Below are 18449 nucleotides of genomic sequence, written 5' to 3'. Positions count from 1 at the left end.
CGGTCACGGCAACCGGGCCGCCGGGACCTTGCAGCAGCCGCGCAGTTCCTCGAAGTCTGCGGGCTCGCCGGGCAGTTCGGTGTGCTGGTGGCGCAGGCCGTCCAGCAGCAGTTGGAGTTGGCGGTGCGCGTAGGGGTTGGCCTCGGCACCGGCCGGGGGGCGGACGAGTTGGGAGACGCCGAACAGGATGTCGTCCTGGGTGACGTCGGGGCGCAGGATTCCGGCGGCCTGGGCGCTGGTGACGATCTCGCCGATGGCGTCGGTGAGTTGTCGGCGGGTGCGGTCGAGCTCAGGGTCGTGCAGGTCGGTCCACTTGGTGATCATCGGGCACAGGGCGCCGATGCTCCAGTCGACCGAGGCGTGCACGAATCGGCTGAGGGCGGCGAAGGCGTCGGGCTCCTCGGCGAGGGCCGCGCGGGCGCAGGCCTCGGCCTTGGCCATCACGGCGACGACGACTCCGTGGACGAGAGCGCGCCGGTCCGCGAAGTGCCGGTAGAGCGTGGCGTTGCCGACTCCGGCGCGGCGGGCGATCTCGTCCAGGGGGACGTCGGCGCCGAATTCGACGAAGGCGTCTTCCGCTGCGGCGAGGATGCGTTCGCGGTTGCGGCTGGCGTCAGCGCGCAGCCGTGCGGTGCGCGGCCTGTCGCTCAGCTGAACCATGGCGTCCTCTGTCCCTTCGGTTTCGTCCTGGACGGTAGTCGGATCAAGCGGGGACTGTCTCCCCGTTTTTTCTGTCGCTGGGGTAAACGGGGAGGACATCCCCACTTGTTCCCTCGAAGATGTGACGTACGTCACATGCGATTGGTTGGGTTATCGTCCGCCGGTGACGACGGCTGACGTGGAGACCGCCCGACGGCGGGGCGGGGTGGGTGCTGCGCTGCGGCAACGGGACTTCCGCTGGTGGTTCGGGGCCCAGGTGTTCTCCGCCTCGGGGACGGTGACCCAGGGCGTGGCGCTCTCGTGGGTGGTGCTGCAGCAGACGCAGGACGCCCTCTGGCTGAGCGTGCTGACGGTGTGTCAGTGGGGGCCGATGCTGCTGCTCGGCCCGTGGGCGGGCGCGCTGGTGGACCGGCACGACCGCCGCCGGCTGCTGCGCTGGACGCAGGCCGCGCTCGCCCTGGCCGGGCTGCTGCTGGCGGCGCTGACCCGGGCGGACGCGCTGCCGCTGTGGGCGATCCTGCTGGTCGCGCTGGTCAGCGGAACCGTGGGGGCGGTGGACGGCCCGGCTCGGCAGGTGCTGGTGGTGGACCTGGTCGGCCGCGAGGGCGTGGCCGGCGCGGTGGGCCTGTGGGAGGTGGCGCTGAACGTCTCCCGGGTGGTCGGCCCCGGCGTGGGCGGCGCGCTGCTGGCCACGACGGGCGCGGCGGCCTGCTTCCTGGTGAACGGGCTGGCCTACCTGCCCGCCCTGCTGGTGCTGCGCCGCCTGCCCCCGCATCGGTCGGAGACGGAGACGGAGACGGACAGCCGCGTGACGGCGGCCGCGGCGGGCGGGGGCCCGGCCCGCGCGGGCGTCCGGGAGGGCCTGCGCTATGCCTGGCGGACGCCGGTGGTGCGGGCCTGCCTGCCCATGGCGGCGGCCTCGGGAATGCTGTTCACCATGGGCATCGCCCTGCCGCTGCTCGCCACTCGCGCGCTGCACCTGGGCGGGGGCGGCTACGGCACGCTGATGGCCGCGTTCGGCGTGGGCGGCCTGCCCGGAGCGCTGCTGGCGGCGCGGACCACGGACCCGACGGGCCGTCAGGTGCGCCGGCTGGCGCTGGCGACCGGGGCCTCGGTGCTGCTGACGGCGTGGTCGCCGACGGCCCCGGCGGCCTTCGCGTGCATGGTCCTCACGGGAGTGACCTCGATCTGGTTCGTCGCGTGTGCCAACACACTGGTGCAGTTGCGCTCCGCGCCGGAGATGCGGGGCCGGGTGATGGGCCTGTGGGGCATGGCCCTGCCGGGCACGGTCCCGCTGACCGGCTTCCTCGTCGCCGCGGTCGGCGACCACCTCGGCCCCCGCGCGGCCTTCTCCGTCTCGGGCACCTGCCTCGCCCTGGCCGCGCTGGCCGGCTGGCGCGCCCTCAACGAGCCCCCTGCACCGGCCCGTTGACGGCCACGCTGGCGCGGCACCCCTACGCCCCGGCAACGGCGGAAGACGGCAACAGCGGAAGACGGCGGCGGCTTTGCGGCAGCACATGCCCCCCGGACAGCGAGGCCCACGTGCGCGGGGCGCGACGGAAGCGTGGCGCGCGACGCGCCATGCCCGCCGGGACGGTGAGGCCCGCGTGGACGGGGCACACCGTGGCCATGGGCGAAGCGTCGGCCCCCGCCTGGACGCGAGGCGGCCCGCCTGCGCCGGACGCGCCGCAACAGCCATGCGCGAAGCACCGCACCTGCTGGGACGGCCAGGCCCGCGTGGACGGGGCACACCGTGGCCATGCGCGAACCGTACCTGCTGAGAGGGCGAGGCCCGCGCGCGAAGCGCGCCGGACCCCCGGAACGCGAGGCCCACGTACGCGGGGCGCGCCGGAAGCGTGGCGCGCGACGCGCCATGCCCGCCTGGACGGTGAGGCCCGCATGCGCGAAGCGCACCGTGGCCATGCGCGAAGCGCCGGTCCCCCGGGACGCGAGGTGGCCCGCCTGCGCGGTGCACGCCGTAACCGCCTCGCGCGCCGCGCCGCGCCCGCCGGGACGGCCAGGCCCGCGTGCGCGAAGCGCCGTACGCGTCGGAACGGCAGTGCGGGAAGCGCCGGACCCGCCGGGACGTCAGGTGGGCATGTCCGCAGGCCGCCGGAACGGCCGTGCGCGAAAGGCCATGGCCACGGGGTGGCCGCGCGCGTAGGGCGTCGCCGTCGGGTGGCCGGGCGGGAAGCGCCGGGGCTACCGGGAGCTGGGCTGTCAGTGGGCGGGGCTAGCGTGTCGCATGTCGTGATTGTCATGGTGCTGAAGATCCGACAGGGAGGGACCGTGCCCGCCAACTCCGCCGAGAAGACCGTGCTCCCGATGTTCGCCCCGTCCACGCCGTCCCACTCGCCCCTCGTTCCCGCCGGGCCATCGCCGCTGTCCCTCGCGGAGCGCCGCGCGCGTCGACGGCGGAGCCGGGGCACCCCGGCCGCGCCGGTCGTCTCGGCCGACGTGCTCGTGGGCCTGATCCGGCGTGTGAGTGTGAGCGGGTAGCGCGAGGACCCCGGTCCTCGCCGCTCGGAAGGCCGGGGTCCTCGTGTGCCGGGGCTGCGCCCCGCCCACGACGGGTGCTACTGAATGACCGTCACTTCGCCGATGCCGAGCGCCTTGACGGGCTCCTCGATCACCGAGGCGTCGCCGACCAGGACCGTCACCAGCCGGTCCGGCGGGAACGCGGCGATGACCGCCGCCGAGGCCTCGGCGGTCGGGGTTTCCGCCAAGCGGCGGTAGACCTCGGCCTGGTAGCCGTCAGGCAGCCGCTGCTCCACCTGGTCCGCCAGCGTGGCGCAGACGGCCGAGGCCGTCTCGTAGCGCAGTGGGGCGACGCCGACGAGGTTCTGGACGGCGATGTCCCGCTCCTCGTCGGTCAGACCCTCGGCGGCGAGCGTGCGCAGGATGGTCCAGGTGTCCGCCAGCGCCGGGGCGGTCGACTCGGTGTCGACGGAGCCGGAGATGGCGAGCATCGCCCGCCCGCTGCCGTTCGCGGACGAGCGCAGCGGCTGGGCGAAGGCGCGCACGCCGTAGGTGTAGCCCTTCTCCTCGCGCAGCACCCTGTCCAGCCGGGACGTCAGCGTGCCGCCCAGGCAGTAGGTGCCGAGGAGTTGGGCCGCCCAGGTGTCGTCGTGGCGGTCCGGTCCGATGCGGCCGATGAGCAGTTGCGTCTGCACCGAGCCGGGGCGGTCCACGATGACGACGCGCCCGTGGTCGTCCGCGACCACGGGGGCGATCGGTGCCCGCTCGGCCGCCGTGCCGGTCCACTCGCCCAGGGTGGAGGCGAGCACGGTGTCGAAGTCCGCGCCGTTGAAGTCGCCGACGAGGACGACGGTCGCGGTCGCGGGCCGCACGTGGGCGGCGTAGAACGCGGCCACCGCATCGCGGTCGATGCCCTTGACGGTCTCCGCCGTGCCGGCCCGCGGGCGGGAGAGGCGGTCGTCCGCGTCGAAGAGCGCGGCGTAGAGGGCGAAGGCCGCCCGGCGCGCCGGGCTGGCCAGCTCGTGCTGGATCTCGTCGAGGCGGTTGGCCACCAGCCGCTCGATCTCGTGCTCCGGCAGCGCCGGCGCGCGGACGGCGTCCGCGAGCAGGCTCAGACCGCGTTCGAGCCGGGAGGCCGGGACCTCCAGGGAGACGCGCAGCGTCGTGTGGTCGGCGTGCGCGTCCAAGGTCGCGCCCGCGCGCTCGAGTTCGGCGGCGAACTCCTCGGCCGTCAGCTTGTCGGTGCCCTCGGAGAAGGCGCGGGCCAGGATGGTGGCCACGCCCTCCTGGTCGCGCGGCTCGGCCGCGAGGGGCGCGTCCAGCAGCAGTTCGACGGCGACGAGCTTCTGGCCGGGGCGGTCGCAACGCAGCACGGTCAGCCCGTTGGGCAGGGTGCTGCGGCTCGGCGCCGGGAACGCCCAGGGGGTCGGCTCGCCCGGCTGCGGCTGCGGGTGGAACTGCATCGACGTCACAGCGCTTGCCTCACTCATGCGTTCACGTCCTCGGTCGCGGCGGCGTCGGCGCCCTGCGCGGCGGGCTCGTAGGTGAGCACGGCGCGGTTGTCCGGCGTCAGGTACTTCTGCGCGACGGCCTGGACCTCCTCCGCGGTCACCTCGAGCACCTTGGGCAGGGCTTCGTTGAGCAGCTTGGGGTCCCCGAACAGGACGGCGTAGCGGCACAGTTCGTCCGCGCGGCCGCCCACGGTGTCCAGGCGGTCCAGCCACTCGCGCTCGATCTGCGCCTGGGCGCGCTCGAGTTCCGCCGGGGTGGGCCCCTCGGCGGCGAAGCGGGCCAACTCCTCGTCGATGGCGGCCTCGACGGCCTCGACCGTGGCCTCGCCCGAGGTCTTGGAGTCCAGCCAGCCGAGCGAGGGGGCACCCGCCAGCCGCAGCAGGCCGAAGCCGGCGGTGACGGAGAGTCGGTCGCGGCGGACCAGCCGGTTGTAGAGGCGGGAGGACTCGCCCGACCCCAGCACCGTCAGCGCCAGGTCGGCGGCGTCGGCCTCCCGGGTGCCGTCCAGCGGGAGGAGGTACGCCTGCATCACGGCACGGGAGGGCACCTCCTCGACCAGGTGCTCGCGCAGCGGGGCGACGCCGTCGCGGACGACGGCGGAGCCGTCGCGCGGGGGACGCTTACCGTCGTGGGCGGGGATGGAGCCGAAGTACTTCTCGATCCAGGCGAGCGTCTGCTCCGGGTCGATGTCGCCGACGACCGCCAGCACGGCATTGTTGGGCGCGTAGTAGGTGCGGAAGAAGTCCCGCGCGTCCTCAAGGGTGGCCGCGTCCAGGTCGGCCATCGAGCCGATCGGGGTGTGGTGGTAGGGATGGCCGTCGGGGTAGGCCATCGCGGTCAGCTTCTCGAAGGCGGTGCCGTAGGGCACGTTGTCGTAGCGCTGGCGGCGCTCGTTCTTCACCACCGCGCGCTGGTTGTCCAGGCTCTCCTGGTCCAGCGCGGCGAGCAGGCTGCCCATCCGGTCCGCCTCCAGCCAGAGCGCGAGCTCCACCTGGTGGGCCGGCATGGTCTCGAAGTAGTTGGTGCGCTCGAAGCTGGTGGTGCCGTTGAGCGAGCCGCCCGCGGCCTGCACGAGTTCGAAGTGGCCGTTCCCCTTGACCTGCGCGGAGCCCTGGAACATCAGGTGCTCGAAGAGGTGCGCCAGGCCGGTGCGGCCCGCCACCTCGTGGCGGGAGCCCACGTCGTACCACAGGCACACGGCCGCGACCGGGGTCAGGTGGTCCTCCGAGAGCACCACCCGCAGACCGTTGCCGAGCGTGTGCTCCTTGATGTCGAAGCCTTGGGCCATCCGCTGTCTTCCCTCCGGTCGATCATTCGGGGCGTCCCCTCAGGACCTCCCATTCTGCTGTAACGAAGGAGCGTCCCGGACGTCCCGGTCGGGAGCTGTCGGCGGCAGGGGCCACAATGGGGTCCGTTCCGATCTGTCCGACCGTCAGTCCGTGCCTGTAAGGGAGCTCCACCGCGATGGCCCGCCGCAGTTCACCGACCCCTCCGCCCGAGGACTTCGAGGAGCGCATCCTCGACATCGACGTGGTGGACGAGATGCAGGGCTCCTTCCTGGAGTACGCCTACTCGGTCATCTACTCCCGGGCCCTGCCCGACGCGCGCGACGGCCTCAAGCCGGTACACCGCCGGGTCGTGTACCAGGCCGCGCAGATGGGTCTGCGCCCGGACCGCGGCTACGTCAAGAGCGCCCGCATCGTCGGTGACGTGATGGGCAGGCTGCACCCGCACGGCGACCAGTCCATCTACGACGCGCTGGTGCGCCTGGCCCAGCCGTTCTCGATGCGGCTGCCGCTGATCGACGGCCACGGCAACTTCGGCTCGCTCGGCAACGACGATCCGCCGGCCGCCATGCGGTACACCGAGTCCCGGCTCACCGCGGCGGCGATGTCGATGGTGGAGTCCATCGACGAGGAGACGGTGGACTTCGCCCCCAACTACGACGGCAGCGAGGAGGAGCCGCAGGTCCTCCCGTCGGCCTTCCCGAACCTGCTGGTCAACGGAACCTCGGGCATCGCGGTGGGCATGGCCACGAACATGCCTCCGCACAATCTGACCGAAGTCGTGGCCGCCGCACGGCATCTGATCCGCTATCCGAACGCGGACCTGGACGCGCTGATGCGCCACATCCCCGGTCCCGACCTGCCCACCGGCGGCCAGATCATCGGCCTCGGCGGCATCCGCGACGCCTACGAGACCGGCCGCGGCACCTTCAAGATCCGCGCCAAGGCGGTGATCGAGGACGTCACACCGCGCCGCAAGGGCATCGTCGTCACCGAACTGCCCTTCACCGTCGGCCCCGAGAAGGTCATCGCGAAGATCAGGGACCTGGTCAACGCGAAGAAGCTCCAGGGAATCGCCGGGGTCAACGACCTGACGGACCGCAACCACGGCCTGCGCCTGGTCATCGAGGTCAAGAACGGCTTCGTGCCCGAGGCGCTGCTGGAGCAGCTCTACAAGCTGACGCCGATGGAGGAGTCCTTCGGCATCAACAACGTGGCGCTGGTGGACGGCCAGCCGCTGACGCTGGGTCTGAAGGAGCTGCTGGAGGTCTACGTCGACCACCGCTTCGAGGTGGTCCGCCGCCGCAGCGACTTCCGCCGCCGCAAGCGCCAGGACCGGCTGCACCTGGTCGAGGGCCTGCTGGTCGCCCTGCTGGACATCGACGAGGTCATCGCGATCATCCGGGCGAGCGACGACGCCGCCCAGGCCAAGGAGCGCCTGATGGAGCGCTTCTCGCTGTCGGAGACGCAGACCGCGTACATCCTGGACACCCCGCTGCGTCGGCTCACCCGCTACGACCGGGTCGAACTCGAGTCGGAGCAGCAGAAGTTGACGGCCGAGATCGCGGAGCTGACCGAGATCCTGGAGTCGGACACCGTGCTGCGCAAGGTCGTCTCGGACGAACTGGCCGCCGTGTCGAAGAAGTTCGGCACCGAGCGGCGCACCGTGCTGCTCGACTCGGACGCGGTGCCGGTCGCCGCGGTCCCGCTGGAGGTCGCGGACGACCCGTGCCGGGTGCTGCTGTCCTCCACCGGCCTGCTGGCCCGCACCCCGGACCTGTCGACGCCCGAGGCGGACGGGGAGCACAGGCGCGCCCGGCACGACGTCGTGGTGTCGGCGGTGCCGGCGACGGCGCGCGGCCATGTGGGCGTGGTGACCAGCGCGGGCCGGGTGCTGCGCCTGCCGGTGATCGACCTGCCCCAGCTCCCGTCGAGCGCGCAGCCCCCGGTGCTGGCCGGCGGCGCCTCGGTGAGCGAGTTCGTGAAACTCGACGCGGGCGAGTCGGCGCTGGCGCTGACCACGCTGGACGAGTCCTCACCGGGGCTCGCGCTCGGCACGGAACTCGGCGTGGTGAAGCGCGTGGTGCCGGACTGGCCGGACAACAAGGACGAGTTCGAGGTCATCGCCCTCAAGGAGGGTGACCGGGTGGTCGGCGCGGTCGAACTGCGCACGGGCGAGGAGGACCTGGTCTTCATCACCTCCGACGCGCAGCTGCTGCGCTACCCGGCCGGCCAGGTCCGCCCCCAGGGGCGGCCGGCGGCCGGCATGGCGGGCATCAAGCTGGCGGACGACGCGACGGTGCTGTCGTTCACGGCGGTCGACCCGGCCGCGGACGCGCTGGTCGTGACAGTCGCGGGCACGGCGGACGCATTGGACGGCCTGGGTCAGGGCACGGCGAAGGCGACACCGTTCGACCAGTACCCGCGCAAGGGCCGCGCCACGGGCGGCGTGCGCTGCCAGCGGTTCCTCAAGGGCGAGGACCGCCTGGTCTTCGCCTGGGCCGGCCCCGCGCCGGCGGTGGCGGCGACTGCGAACGGCTCTCCGGCGGAGCTGCCGGGCCGCGACCCTCGCCGCGACGGCAGCGGCGTCCCCGTCCCGAAGCCCATCGCTGCGGTGGCCGCCCAGTAGCGCCCTCCTGGCGGCGTAGCCGCCGGTGGCGCGAGGATCGCCCGGCCTTCGTCCGGGAGGTGCCCCAGCGCGAGAAGCCACCCGCCGGCGGAGGTCCGGCCCCTTCACCGGGGTCGGCCCTCCCCGGGGGTGGCGCTGGTCGCGCCCACGCAGCGGCGCCGCGCATGCCCACAGCCCCGCGCCCCCGCGGCTGCGCCACACCGGCGTGGTCCAACCACCTCATCCGTGCAGGGGATTCGGGATCGGCAGGTACGCGGAGTCACCCCCGTCGGCGTTCGTCCAGCGGAGCGTCAGGTTGGTCTTGGCAGGGAGATACCTCGCCTCCGTCAACTCCGGCCAGTCGGCAAGTACCTGACGTGCCGTCGGCCACAGCTCCTCGGCCGCCTCGGGCGCCCGCTCCCGCACCGCCGCGGCCATCTCCATCAGGTTGTTGACGACCAGGCAGTAGAAGAGCCGGTCCCGCCCCTTCTCCCGGCTCACGCCGGGGTTCCCGGGGCCGGGGTGCGCGTCGAGCAGCGCGGCATGGTGGTCGTGCACCAGCTTCACGCCCTCGTGGTCCCGGAACAGCACCTCACCCGGCATGCCGTCCGCGTCCACCGCCACCAGCACGTTCTGCAGATGGGCCTCCAGCACCACCCCGTGCTCGAAGCAGGCTTCCAGCGCCGCCGGAGCCGCCAGCTGCACGTAGCTGCGCCACCACGCCAGCGCCCGGTCCGCGTCCAGGCCGTCCAGCGGGTTCCCGGCGAAGCCCTCGCTGACGCCGGCGGCCAGCAGGGGCGTCAGTCCGGGGCGCAGCACGCGCCCGTGGCCCTCGCGTTGGAGTACGGCCAGCGCCTCCCAGTCGCCGTCCGCCGCGAAGCCCGGAGCCCGGTAGCCGGTGTCGGCCAGCATCCGCCTGCCGATGGGGAGTTCAGCGACAATCCGGTCCACGGGGACGAGCCAGCACAGGTCACGGGCCCAGAGCCGGCGGATGTCGTTGGTGATCCGCACGTCCAGGCTGAACTTCAGCGACAGGTCCGCAGTCGGCAGGTACACCGTGCGGAGGGACGAGGTCGCGAACGCCGTCTCCTCGGTCCGGCCCAGCCGGATCAGCGGCTCGGGCGGCACGCCGCCCAGCAGCCGCAGCTGCCAGGGGTGGACGGGCAGCACCCGGTACCCGGCCGGGGCCGCCGCGCCCCAGAGCTTGTCGATCTCCTCGGAGACGCCCTCCTCCCGCAGCAAGCCCTCGGGGACGCCCAGCAGTTCGAGCGCGAAGGACGCCCCCGCCTCCGGGGCGAACGGCAGCCACGCGCTCGCCGGTCCCCCGCCGCGCGTCTTCGCCGCGGGGTGGTAGCGGTGGCCCGCGAGAAGGGCCTGCTCGCTGCGCAGGTAGAGGTCGCTCGCCGCCCAGTCGGGCCGTGAGCGCCGGGCCTGCACCAGCGCGGCGACGACGTCCCGGCTGTCGCGGATCTCGTCCGCGAGCGTCGCGTTCTCCGTCCCGGTGCGCGCCCGGGCCTCGGTCTCGACGAGCGTGATCAGCTCCTCCAGGTCCGCGACCGGCCGCCCGTCCACGGCGGGGTCGCGCAGCCAGCGGCCGGAGCGGTCGCAGCTGAGCAGCCGTCCGCTCCCGGCGAGTCGCCAGCCCTCTCCCTCCGGGGCCGCCAACTCCCGTACCAGGCAGTTGAGCAGCGCCTGTGCCGCGATCGTGTCAGGCTCGTTCCACGGGTCACCCATGCCCGCATACTGACATTTCCCGCGCATGCACCCTGTCGATCCGAGGTAAGCACTTGTCCATGAATTCCCTGCGCCGGGCTGAGGCCGCCTTCGCCGCCGAACTGCAGCGGGCCCGGCCGGAGCTGACGGACAGGTGGCTGCACGAGCTGCCCGGTGCGCGTGCCGCGGTGCTGGGCCGGTTGTGGCGGTCGCTGATCGTCGAGCAGCTGCCGGTGGACCGGGCCCGGATCGCCGGTCCGGCCCGGCGCGCCTACGACACCGGCCGGGACGAGCCCGGGCTGGCGCTGCGGGTGGACGGCCGGCCGCAGACGCATCCCGCCGCGGTGCTGGAGGCGCTCGGCATGCCCGGCAGCGCGACGCTGCGCGCGGAGGTCGAGCACAGCGTCGTCTCGCTGGCCCTGTCCCGGGCGGCCGCCGTCCCGGCCGGGACCGGGGACCTCCTCTCGGCCGAGCGCAGCGTCGTCGACGGTCATCCCTACCACCCGGGCTGCCGCAGCCGTCCCGGCTTCTCCGTCGCGGAACAGCTAGCCTACGCGCCGGAGTTCGGGCAGCAGGTGTCCCTCGCGCTGCTCGAGGTGCCGGCCCGGGAGAGCGTCCTGGTCGGTGACTGGCCGTCAGCTCTGCGCGGCCGCGACTCGATCCTGCTGCCGGTCCATCCGTGGCAGCTCGTCCACGTGCCCGGCCTGCCGGGCCTGCCCGCCGAGGCGGCGCGGCTGGAGGCGGCGCCGCTGATGTCGGTGCGCACCCTGGCCCCGGCGGACGGCGGCCCGCATCTGAAGACCTCGCTGTCGCTGCGGATGACCTCGGCGGTCCGCGACATCTCGGGAGCGTCGGTGCGCAACAGCGCTGCCCTCTCCGACCTGCTGTCCGCGCTCGTCGCCAAGCTGGACGGCAGTCTGCAGATCACCCGCAACCTCGCCGCCGCGGCCGCGCTGCGGGACGGCGTGCCGAGCCCGGACCTGGCCGTGCTGGTGCGGGAGAGTCCCCGGCGGTACGCCCCGCCCGGCACCCGGATCGTCCCGCTCGCCGCGCTGGCCGCGCATCCGCCGCGCCTGGCCGATCCGGCCGCCTGGCTGGCGGCGCTGTCCCGGCTGCTGTTCCCGCCGCTGCTGCAACTGCTGGACTGGGGCGCGGCCTTGGAGGCGCACGGGCAGAACGTGCTGGTCGCCCTGGATCCGGCGGACCACCCGGTGCTGCTGGTCTACCGGGACCTGGCGGACATCCGGGTCAGCCCCTCGCGGCTCGCCCGCGCCGGGCTGGCGCAGCACGCGGTCTCCGGGCACGTCGTGGACGACCGCCCTGAGGTGCTGCGCCGCAAACTGCTGGGCTCCCTGCTCGGCGGCGCGCTCGCCGCACTGGTGGCCGGACTCGGCGGCGGGGACCGCCACCGCGAGGACGGGCTCTGGTCGGCGGTGGCGGAGGCCGCACGGGAGGCGGCGGTCGTCCTGGGCGATCCGGACGACCGGCGGGCGCTGCTGGCGGACCCCGTTCCGGTCAAGGCGCTCGCCGCGATGCGGCTGGAGGGCCGCCCGCCCGGCGACCAGTGGACCGACGTTCCGAACCCGCTTGCCGACCCGGACGCGAGCCGGACAGGGCGGTAAGGCTACCCTTGCCAGCGTGAGCACCTGCACCACCCTTTCGAGGGAGCTGACCGAGCCCCTCGCCGGCACCGCGCCGACCGCACGCAGCTGGCTGCTGGTCGAGCAGGCGGGCCCCTGGGGCGCGCGGGCGCTGACGGAGAGTCACTTCGATCCGGACCTCGGCCGCGAACTGCAGCGGCGGACAGCGGGCACAGGCGTGGAGATCGCCCTGATCCGCCGGCCCGGACGCCACGCCGACCGCCCCCCGTCCGGTCGCCGCGAGGTCTATCTCGCGCACACCGCCCCCGGTCGCTCCTGGGTCCGCCGGGCCACGCTGCACCCCGAGGACCTGCTGGACCTCGACTTCGCCGCGCTCGGCGCGGGCGCCCACGGCAGCGCCGGCGCCGCCTACGACGGCGACCCGCTGGCCCTCGTGTGCACCAACGGCCGCCGCGACCGCTGCTGCGCGCTGCTCGGCCGCCCGCTCGCCGCCGAGCTCGCCGCGGCCGGGCACGCGCAGGTCTGGGAGGTCACCCACCTGGGCGGCCACCGGTTCTCCCCCACCATGCTCGTGCTCCCCTACGGGTACGCGTACGGCCGCCTCTCCGCGCACACCGCCAAGGAGGTGCTGGAGGCGACCCACCAAGGGCGCACGGTCCCCGAGTGGTGCCGGGGCCGCTCCTACTGGTCGCGTCCGCTGCAGACGGCGGAGCTGGCGGTCCGTCAGCAGTTCGGCGTGGACCAGGCCGACGCGCTGGTCGTCGAGGCGGGCGGCCCGGAGGCGGAGGAGACGGCGGTGACGGTCCGTCACACCGACGGCCGCCTCTGGCGGGCGAGCGTGCGGCGCACGCTGCTCCAGCCGGCCCGTCAGGAGAGCTGTCTCAAGCCGGCCGGCAACCCGACCGGCTACGAGGTCGTCGCACTCACCGCTCAGGCCGCGCGGTAGCGGTGCTCGGGGCGGCCCGTCGCCCCGTAGCGGAGCTCCAGGCGGGCCAGTCCCTCGCGGACCAGGTAGGACAGGTACCGCTGGGCCGTGGCCCGGGAGATCCCGGTGCGCTCGGCCACCTCCGCCGCCGACAGGTCCCCGCCGCGGGCCCCCTGGACGGCTGCCCGGACCAGGGCCAGGGTGGGCGCCGAGTGCCCCTTCGGCGGCTGCTGCGCCACCCGCGCCGGGCGGACCACGCTGAACAGCGCGTCCACCTCGGCCTGGTCGGTCTCGGCGGCCGCCAACGCGTCCATGCGCTCCCGCAGTTCGCCGTAGGCGGCCAGACGCTCGGCGAGCATGGCGAAGCCGAAGGGCTTGACCAGGTAGCCGACCGCTCCGAGCTGCATGGCCTCGCGCACGGACCCCAGGTCCCGGGCCGCCGTGATCATGAGCGCGTCGGGGCGCGACGCACCCGACTCGGTGGTGAGCCGGCGCAGCACGTCCATGCCGCTGCCGTCCGGCAGGAAGACGTCCAGCAGCAGCAGGTCGGGGCGGAGTTCGGCCACCGCGGTCAGCGCGGCCGCGACGGTCGCGGCCTGGCCGACGACCTCGAAACCGGGCACCTTGGCGACGTAGGCGGCGTGGATTCCGCTGACGCGGAAGTCGTCGTCGACCACGAGTGTGCGGATCACCAGCGGGCACCTCCTTGTGTCAGGGCCAGTTCCGGCTCCTGCCCCGGCTTGTGTCCCGGTACCGGTCCCGAGGCCAGGACAGGCGGGGCGGCGGTGAAGACCGCGCCGAGCGGCGCGGGGTCGCTGTCGGGCAGCGGGAGGCGGACCCTGAAGACCGCCCCGGGGCCCTCACTGACCTCGATGGTCCCGCCGTGCCGGGTGACCAGCCGGTGCACCAGCGCCAGACCGAGGCCGCGCCGGGCCGTGCCGCGGTCGGGGCTGGTGGACCACCCGTCCTCGAAGATGGCCTCGGCACAGCCCGCCGGGACGCCGGGCCCGCTGTCGGCGACCCTGACCTCGATCTCGTCCGGGCTCTCCCGAAGGAGCAACCGGACCTCGGCGGGGCTGCTGCCGGAAGCCGCCTCCACTGCGTTGTCCAGCAGGTTGCCCACGACGGTGAGCAGGCGGCGCAGGTGGCCGGGGTCCGCGCCCAGGCACGACTCAGGCTCCAGCACCAGGCGGACGCCGCGCTCGGCCGCGACCGTGGTCTTGGCCACGATCAGGCCTACCATCAGCGAGTTGTCGATTCGCTCGCGGATCCCGGCGACCAGGCCCCGTTCCGCTCCCGCGAGTTCGACCGCGTACTCCAGCGCCTGCTCCTGCTCGCCGAGTTCCAGCAGGCCGGCGAGGGTGTGCATACGGTTGGCGAACTCGTGCTGCTGGGCGCGGAGCGCGTCGGTGAGTCCGCGCACGGAGTCGAGCTCGCGCAGCAGGCCGACGATCTCGGTCCGGTCCCGCACGGTCACCACGGCGCCCAGTTCGCGCCCCTGCAGCACCACGGGCATCCGGTTGACGGCCAGGCAGTGACTGTCCGTCAGCACGTGCAGTTCGTCGCTGCCGGACGAGGACAGCAGTTCGCCGGACAGGGCGCGGCGCAGGCGGCCCTCCGGGAGCAGGTCCTCCAGCGTCTCGCCCAGGGCGGGACCGAGGCCGAGCAGCCGCCGGGCCTCGTCGTTGATCACGCTGACCCGGCCTGCGGGATCAAAGGCGATCACGCCCTCGCGGATGCCGTGCAGCATGGCCTCGCGGTCCTGCAGCAACCCGGCGATCTCGTGCAGTTCCAGGCCGAAGGTGCTGCGCTTGAGGCTGCGCGCGAGCAGGTAGGACGCGCCGACGCCGACCGCCAGGGCCACCCCGATGTAGAGCGCGAACGCAGTGAGCTCGCTGGTGAAGCCCTGGACGATGTCCCGCTCGGGGATGCCTACGGACACCTCGCCGACCAGGGCGCCGTCGAGGCCGTAGAGGGGGGCCTTGGCGTTGGCCGACCGACCGGTGGACCCGTGGTCGATGCCGACCCAGGGGTTGCCGTTCCGCACCTCGATCGGTTCCGAGACCTGCTTGCCGACGAGTTCGGGATGCGGGTGCGAGTGCCGGATCCCGTGCAGGTCGATCACCACGACATAACTGGCGTGCGACAGCGTCTCGATCCGGCTGGCGATCTGCTGCACCGTGTCGCCGCTGCCGCCGTCCTGCATGGACTGGCGGATCTGCGGGTCGGCGGCCGTGGTCTCGGCGATGGCCAGGGCCCGCTGCTCGGCCTGCCGGTCGAGTTCCGCCCGCTGGGCGTACGCGAGCAGCCCGAAGCCGACGGCGCTGGTGATCGTGAGGATCACCAGCAGGCTGATGAGGATCCGGCTCGACAGCCGGCGTCGTCCCGACACGGCCGACCTCCGGATACGGGGCGCAGCCCCGTTGCCGTGCCCTCTGTTCCGGCGATTGTGCCTGGTGCCCGCCTGCTTGAACACCCTCGCTCCACTGAGCAGAACGAGCAGAACCCCGAGTTATGCGCAGTATCACGGCTTGCGTGCGAAACATGGAGGTCATCCGGCCGCAGTCCTAGCTTCATAAACCTCGAAGGCGAGGACGAAAGGAGACGGACGCGATGGCTGGACACAGCGAAGCGCTGAGCCCGACGACGGGTCCGGGAAGGCGGGCTGCGGGTCGGGACCAGGCCAGGATTGAACTTTCCGGCGTGACAAGGCGGTTCACCTCTCCCACCGGCAAGGTGTTCACCGCGCTCCGCGACGTGAACTTCACGGTCGAACCGGGTCAGTTCTGCGCGGTCGTGGGACCGACCGGCTGCGGCAAGTCGACGACTCTGGGCATGGTGGCGGGCCTCGACAAGCCGAGCGGCGGCACGGTCCGCGTCGGCGGCAAGGAGGTCGACGGGATCACCGACGGGGTGAGCTTCATGTTCCAGCAGGACGCCCTGCTGCCGTGGAAGACGGTGCTCGCCAATGTGGCGCTGGGCCCGATGTTCCGCGGCGCGTCCAAGAGCCAGGCCCAGGCCAGCGCCCGCGACTGGCTCGGCCGGGTCGGCCTGCGGGGCTTCGAGGACCACCACCCGCACCAGCTCTCCGGCGGTATGCGCAAGCGGGTTGCCATGGCTGCCGCGCTCATCAACGAGCCGTCGATCCTGCTGATGGACGAGCCCTTCGGCGCCCTGGACGTGCAGACCAAGGCGATCATGTCGAACGAGCTGCTCGGCCTCTGGGAGGAGCTCAAGCCCTCTGTCCTTTTCATCACCCACGACCTGGAGGAGGCGGTCGCCCTCTCCGACCGCGTGGTCGTGATGACCTCGGGGCCCGGCACGATCAAGGGCGTCTACGACATCGACCTGCCGCGCCCGCGCGGCGCGGTACAGGAGATCCGCTTCGAGCCGCGCTTCCTCGAACTCCACCACCAGATCTGGGAGTCGCTCAAGGACGAGGTGCAACGCGCCTACGCACTCACCGGCGGCACCTCGGGAACCTCGACGCCGGAGGAGGACCACTGATGAACAGCACATCCGAGTCCAAGGAGCGGGAGATGCAGACACCCGACGAGGTGCGCTCCGTACTGCGGTCCGAGATCGCCGCCGACGAGGCGACGGTCCGGGCGCGGGCACTGCGGCAGGCCCGCAACCGGCGGATCAAGGTCAACCTGAGCCGTGTGCTCCTCGGCGTCGTGGTGATCGGCGGCTGGCAGCTGTTCACCCAGTGGGGGCTCGTCGATCCCTTCTTCTTCGGCCAACCCTCGGGAATCGTCAAGCAGTTGGGCGATTGGTTCCAGCACGGCACGACCTTCGGCTCCATCTGGACGCAGATCGGCGTGACGATGGAGGAGGCCCTGCTCGGCTTCTTCTACGGCGTCGCGGCCGGCATCGTGCTGGGCATCCTGCTCGGGCAGGTGAAGTTCCTCGCCGACGTCATCGGCCCGTACATCAAGATCGTGAACGCGATCCCGCGCATCGTCCTCGGCTCGATCTTCTTCGTCTGGCTCGGCCTGGGCACCCCGGCGAAGGTCCTGCTCGCCTCGGTGCTCGTCTTCTTCGTCGTCTTCTTCAACGCCTTCCAGGGCGTCCGCGAGGTCGACCGGGTCTTCGTCAACAACGCCCGCGTCCTCGGCGCCTCGCGCCTGCAGATCGTCCGCCACGTGGTGCTGCCCTCGGCGCTCACCTGGATCACCGCCAGCCTCCACGTCGCCTTCGGCTTCGCGGTCATCGGCGCGATCGTCGGGGAGTTCCTCGGCGCCCAGCAGGGTCTGGGCCTGGTCATCTCCGACGCACAGAACCACTTCAACCCCAACGGCGTCTTCGCGGCGATGCTGATCATCGCGGTGATCGCCCTGACCGCGGAGAGCGGGATCAGCTTCCTGGAGAAGAAGCTGCTCGCCTGGCGGCCGCCGTCCTCCACCGAGTCCGCCGGCCTCTGAGCCCGACTGAACCCGACTGAACCCCTCCGTCGCCACCCCCACCCCACCGTACAAGGGAGTACATGTCATGTTCGCTTCGAAGATCAGCAGCAGATCCCGCCGGACCCTGGCGGTGGCTGCCGCCGGCGGCCTGCTCGCCACCCTCGGCCTGACCGCCTGTGGTTCCTCCAAGACCACCGCCAGCAGCAGCGGCGGCGGCTCGCTGCCGACCGTGACCATGATGGTCGGCGGCATCGACAAGCAGATCTACCTGCCGTACGAGCTGGCCCAGCAGCTCGGCTTCTACAAGAAGTACGGCGTCAACATGCAGCTGAGCACCGAGACTTCGGGCGGTGTCGGCGCCGAGGACGCGATGGCCTCGGGCCAGGTGGACATGGCCGGCGCCTGGTACATCCACACCTTCGACTTCCAGGCCAAGGGCAAGGACGTCGTCAACCTCATCCAGCTGAGCGGCGCGCCCGGCGAGCGGGTGCTCTGCTCCAAGAAGTCGGGCGTCAAGACGCCCGCGGACTTCGCCGGGAAGAACATCGGCGTCACCGACCTCGGCTCCGGCACCGACGACCTGATCCTCCAGCTCGCCGCCCACTACAACGTGCCCACCAGCAAGTTCCACCGGGTCGGCGTGGGTGCGGGCTCGACGCTGCTGGCCGCGCTGCAGCAGGGCCGGGTGGACTGCGCCATCACCACCCAGCCCACCGTCCACGCGGTCGAGGCGGCCGGGGCCGGCGACTCGGTCATCGACCTCAGCAGCACCGCCGGAGCCACCCAGTACCTGGGCGGCGCCTGGCCGGCCGCCGGCGTGCTCGCCCTCAACAGCTGGGTGCAGTCGCACCAGGACACGGTGCAGAAGGTGGTCGACGCCCTGGTCGCCACGATGCACTGGATCAACACCCACACCGCCGCCGACATCGCCAACGCGATGCCCGCGAACTACACCTCCAACGGTCTGATCACCAAGGACGTGTACACCTCGACCCTGGCGCAGGACAAGGGCCAGTTCCTGGCGGACGGCCTGATGCCCGCCAACGGCCCGGCCACCGTCTCGCAGACCGCGAAGATCTCCGGGGTCGACGTCAGCAAGGTCGACGTCAGCAAGACCTACACCAACAAGTACGTCATCGCCGCCGACAAGCTGGAGGGCCTGCCGGTCAACGGCTGAGCGAAGTGACGCACGTGACTCTCCGTTCGCGGACGCGGGAGTTACGCTGAATGCAGCCCCCGGGCGCGCCTCCCCCGTCGCGC

Annotated in this window: 14 protein-coding genes; 8 read left to right on the top strand and 6 right to left on the bottom strand. The window is 72.7% G+C overall.

From position 1 onward, the window contains the following. Nucleotides 1-3: 3 nt before the first annotated feature. Entirely contained in the window at nucleotides 4-660 is a 657-nt protein-coding gene (locus tag ACFP3V_RS18000) for a TetR/AcrR family transcriptional regulator (protein WP_380584590.1), read from the bottom strand. A 163-nt stretch (nucleotides 661-823) separates the two neighbouring features. Between ACFP3V_RS18000 and ACFP3V_RS17995 the strand changes: the two genes are divergently transcribed. After that, nucleotides 824-2092, top strand: a complete 1269-nt coding sequence (locus ACFP3V_RS17995; RefSeq protein WP_380584588.1) for an MFS transporter — start codon at nucleotides 824-826, stop codon at nucleotides 2090-2092. 857 nt (nucleotides 2093-2949) lie between these two features. Next, entirely contained in the window at nucleotides 2950-3159 is a 210-nt protein-coding gene (locus tag ACFP3V_RS17990) for a hypothetical protein (RefSeq protein WP_380584586.1), read from the top strand. Nucleotides 3160-3236: 77 nt separating this feature from the next. Here ACFP3V_RS17990 and ACFP3V_RS17985 read toward each other — a convergent pair whose 3' ends face one another. Both ACFP3V_RS17985 and ACFP3V_RS17980 read right to left on the bottom strand, forming a co-directional pair. Continuing rightward, the gene (locus tag ACFP3V_RS17985) at nucleotides 3237-4628 is read right to left on the bottom strand and encodes a M16 family metallopeptidase (protein WP_380584584.1); all 1392 of its coding nucleotides are present in this window, start codon (nucleotides 4626-4628) and stop codon (nucleotides 3237-3239) included. Then, on the bottom strand, nucleotides 4625-5938 hold the full coding sequence (locus tag ACFP3V_RS17980; protein WP_380584582.1) for a M16 family metallopeptidase: 1314 nt from the start codon (nucleotides 5936-5938) through the stop codon (nucleotides 4625-4627). The genes ACFP3V_RS17985 and ACFP3V_RS17980 overlap by 4 nt, the downstream gene beginning before the upstream one ends. Nucleotides 5939-6114: 176 nt before the next feature. Here ACFP3V_RS17980 and ACFP3V_RS17975 point away from each other — a divergent pair, with 176 nt between their 5' ends. Next, the gene (locus tag ACFP3V_RS17975) at nucleotides 6115-8565 is read left to right on the top strand and encodes a DNA gyrase/topoisomerase IV subunit A (protein ID WP_380584581.1); all 2451 of its coding nucleotides are present in this window, start codon (nucleotides 6115-6117) and stop codon (nucleotides 8563-8565) included. 219 nt (nucleotides 8566-8784) lie between these two features. Here the strand turns inward: ACFP3V_RS17975 and ACFP3V_RS17970 are convergent, their stop codons facing one another. Continuing rightward, entirely contained in the window at nucleotides 8785-10278 is a 1494-nt protein-coding gene (locus ACFP3V_RS17970) for an IucA/IucC family protein (protein ID WP_380584579.1), read from the bottom strand. A gap of 59 nt (nucleotides 10279-10337) precedes the next feature. On the opposite strand from ACFP3V_RS17970, the gene ACFP3V_RS17965 reads away from it, so the two are divergent. Both ACFP3V_RS17965 and ACFP3V_RS17960 read left to right on the top strand, forming a co-directional pair. Further along, nucleotides 10338-11879: an IucA/IucC family protein gene (locus ACFP3V_RS17965; protein WP_380584577.1), complete on the top strand. Its 1542-nt coding sequence runs from the start codon at nucleotides 10338-10340 to the stop codon at nucleotides 11877-11879. Nucleotides 11880-11895: 16 nt separating this feature from the next. After that, nucleotides 11896-12804, top strand: coding sequence for a sucrase ferredoxin (locus tag ACFP3V_RS17960; RefSeq protein ID WP_380584576.1), 909 nt, complete (start codon nucleotides 11896-11898; stop codon nucleotides 12802-12804). Here ACFP3V_RS17960 and ACFP3V_RS17955 read toward each other — a convergent pair. Both ACFP3V_RS17955 and ACFP3V_RS17950 read right to left on the bottom strand, forming a co-directional pair. After that, entirely contained in the window at nucleotides 12789-13475 is a 687-nt protein-coding gene (locus tag ACFP3V_RS17955; protein ID WP_380584574.1) for a response regulator, read from the bottom strand. The genes ACFP3V_RS17960 and ACFP3V_RS17955 overlap by 16 nt on opposite strands. Beyond that, entirely contained in the window at nucleotides 13472-15175 is a 1704-nt protein-coding gene (locus ACFP3V_RS17950; RefSeq protein WP_380584572.1) for an ATP-binding protein, read from the bottom strand. Before ACFP3V_RS17950 ends, ACFP3V_RS17955 begins: the two co-directional genes overlap by 4 nt. A gap of 311 nt (nucleotides 15176-15486) precedes the next feature. On the opposite strand from ACFP3V_RS17950, the gene ACFP3V_RS17945 reads away from it, so the two are divergent. The 3 genes from ACFP3V_RS17945 (at nucleotide 15487) to ACFP3V_RS17935 (ending at nucleotide 18366) form a co-directional block, all read left to right on the top strand. After that, nucleotides 15487-16290, top strand: coding sequence for an ABC transporter ATP-binding protein (locus ACFP3V_RS17945; RefSeq protein WP_380584570.1), 804 nt, complete (start codon nucleotides 15487-15489; stop codon nucleotides 16288-16290). Continuing rightward, nucleotides 16290-17207 (top strand): ABC transporter permease, encoded by a 918-nt coding sequence (locus tag ACFP3V_RS17940; protein ID WP_380584568.1) that lies wholly within the window; start codon nucleotides 16290-16292, stop codon nucleotides 17205-17207. Before ACFP3V_RS17945 ends, ACFP3V_RS17940 begins: the two co-directional genes overlap by 1 nt. Before the next feature lie 67 nt (nucleotides 17208-17274). After that, nucleotides 17275-18366, top strand: a complete 1092-nt coding sequence (locus ACFP3V_RS17935) for an ABC transporter substrate-binding protein (RefSeq protein ID WP_380584566.1) — start codon at nucleotides 17275-17277, stop codon at nucleotides 18364-18366. Nucleotides 18367-18449: the final 83 nt, after the last annotated feature.

It is taken from the genome of Streptacidiphilus monticola (assembly GCF_042658505.1).
In the GTDB taxonomy this organism is placed as follows: domain Bacteria; phylum Actinomycetota; class Actinomycetes; order Streptomycetales; family Streptomycetaceae; genus Streptacidiphilus; species Streptacidiphilus monticola.
Note: the sequence above shows the minus strand (reverse complement) of the source record. Positions and strands in the feature narration are given on the sequence as shown.

Coding starts and splice junctions, on each gene's coding strand:
- ACFP3V_RS18000 (WP_380584590.1), bottom strand. CDS start 660: ATGGTTCAGCTGAGCGACAGGCCGCGCACCGCACGGCTGCGCGCTGAC.
- ACFP3V_RS17985 (WP_380584584.1), bottom strand. CDS start 4,628: ATGAGTGAGGCAAGCGCTGTGACGTCGATGCAGTTCCACCCGCAGCCG.
- ACFP3V_RS17980 (WP_380584582.1), bottom strand. CDS start 5,938: ATGGCCCAAGGCTTCGACATCAAGGAGCACACGCTCGGCAACGGTCTG.
- ACFP3V_RS17975 (WP_380584581.1), top strand. CDS start 6,115: ATGGCCCGCCGCAGTTCACCGACCCCTCCGCCCGAGGACTTCGAGGAG.
- ACFP3V_RS17970 (WP_380584579.1), bottom strand. CDS start 10,278: ATGGGTGACCCGTGGAACGAGCCTGACACGATCGCGGCACAGGCGCTG.
- ACFP3V_RS17965 (WP_380584577.1), top strand. CDS start 10,338: ATGAATTCCCTGCGCCGGGCTGAGGCCGCCTTCGCCGCCGAACTGCAG.
- ACFP3V_RS17940 (WP_380584568.1), top strand. CDS start 16,290: ATGAACAGCACATCCGAGTCCAAGGAGCGGGAGATGCAGACACCCGAC.
- ACFP3V_RS17935 (WP_380584566.1), top strand. CDS start 17,275: ATGTTCGCTTCGAAGATCAGCAGCAGATCCCGCCGGACCCTGGCGGTG.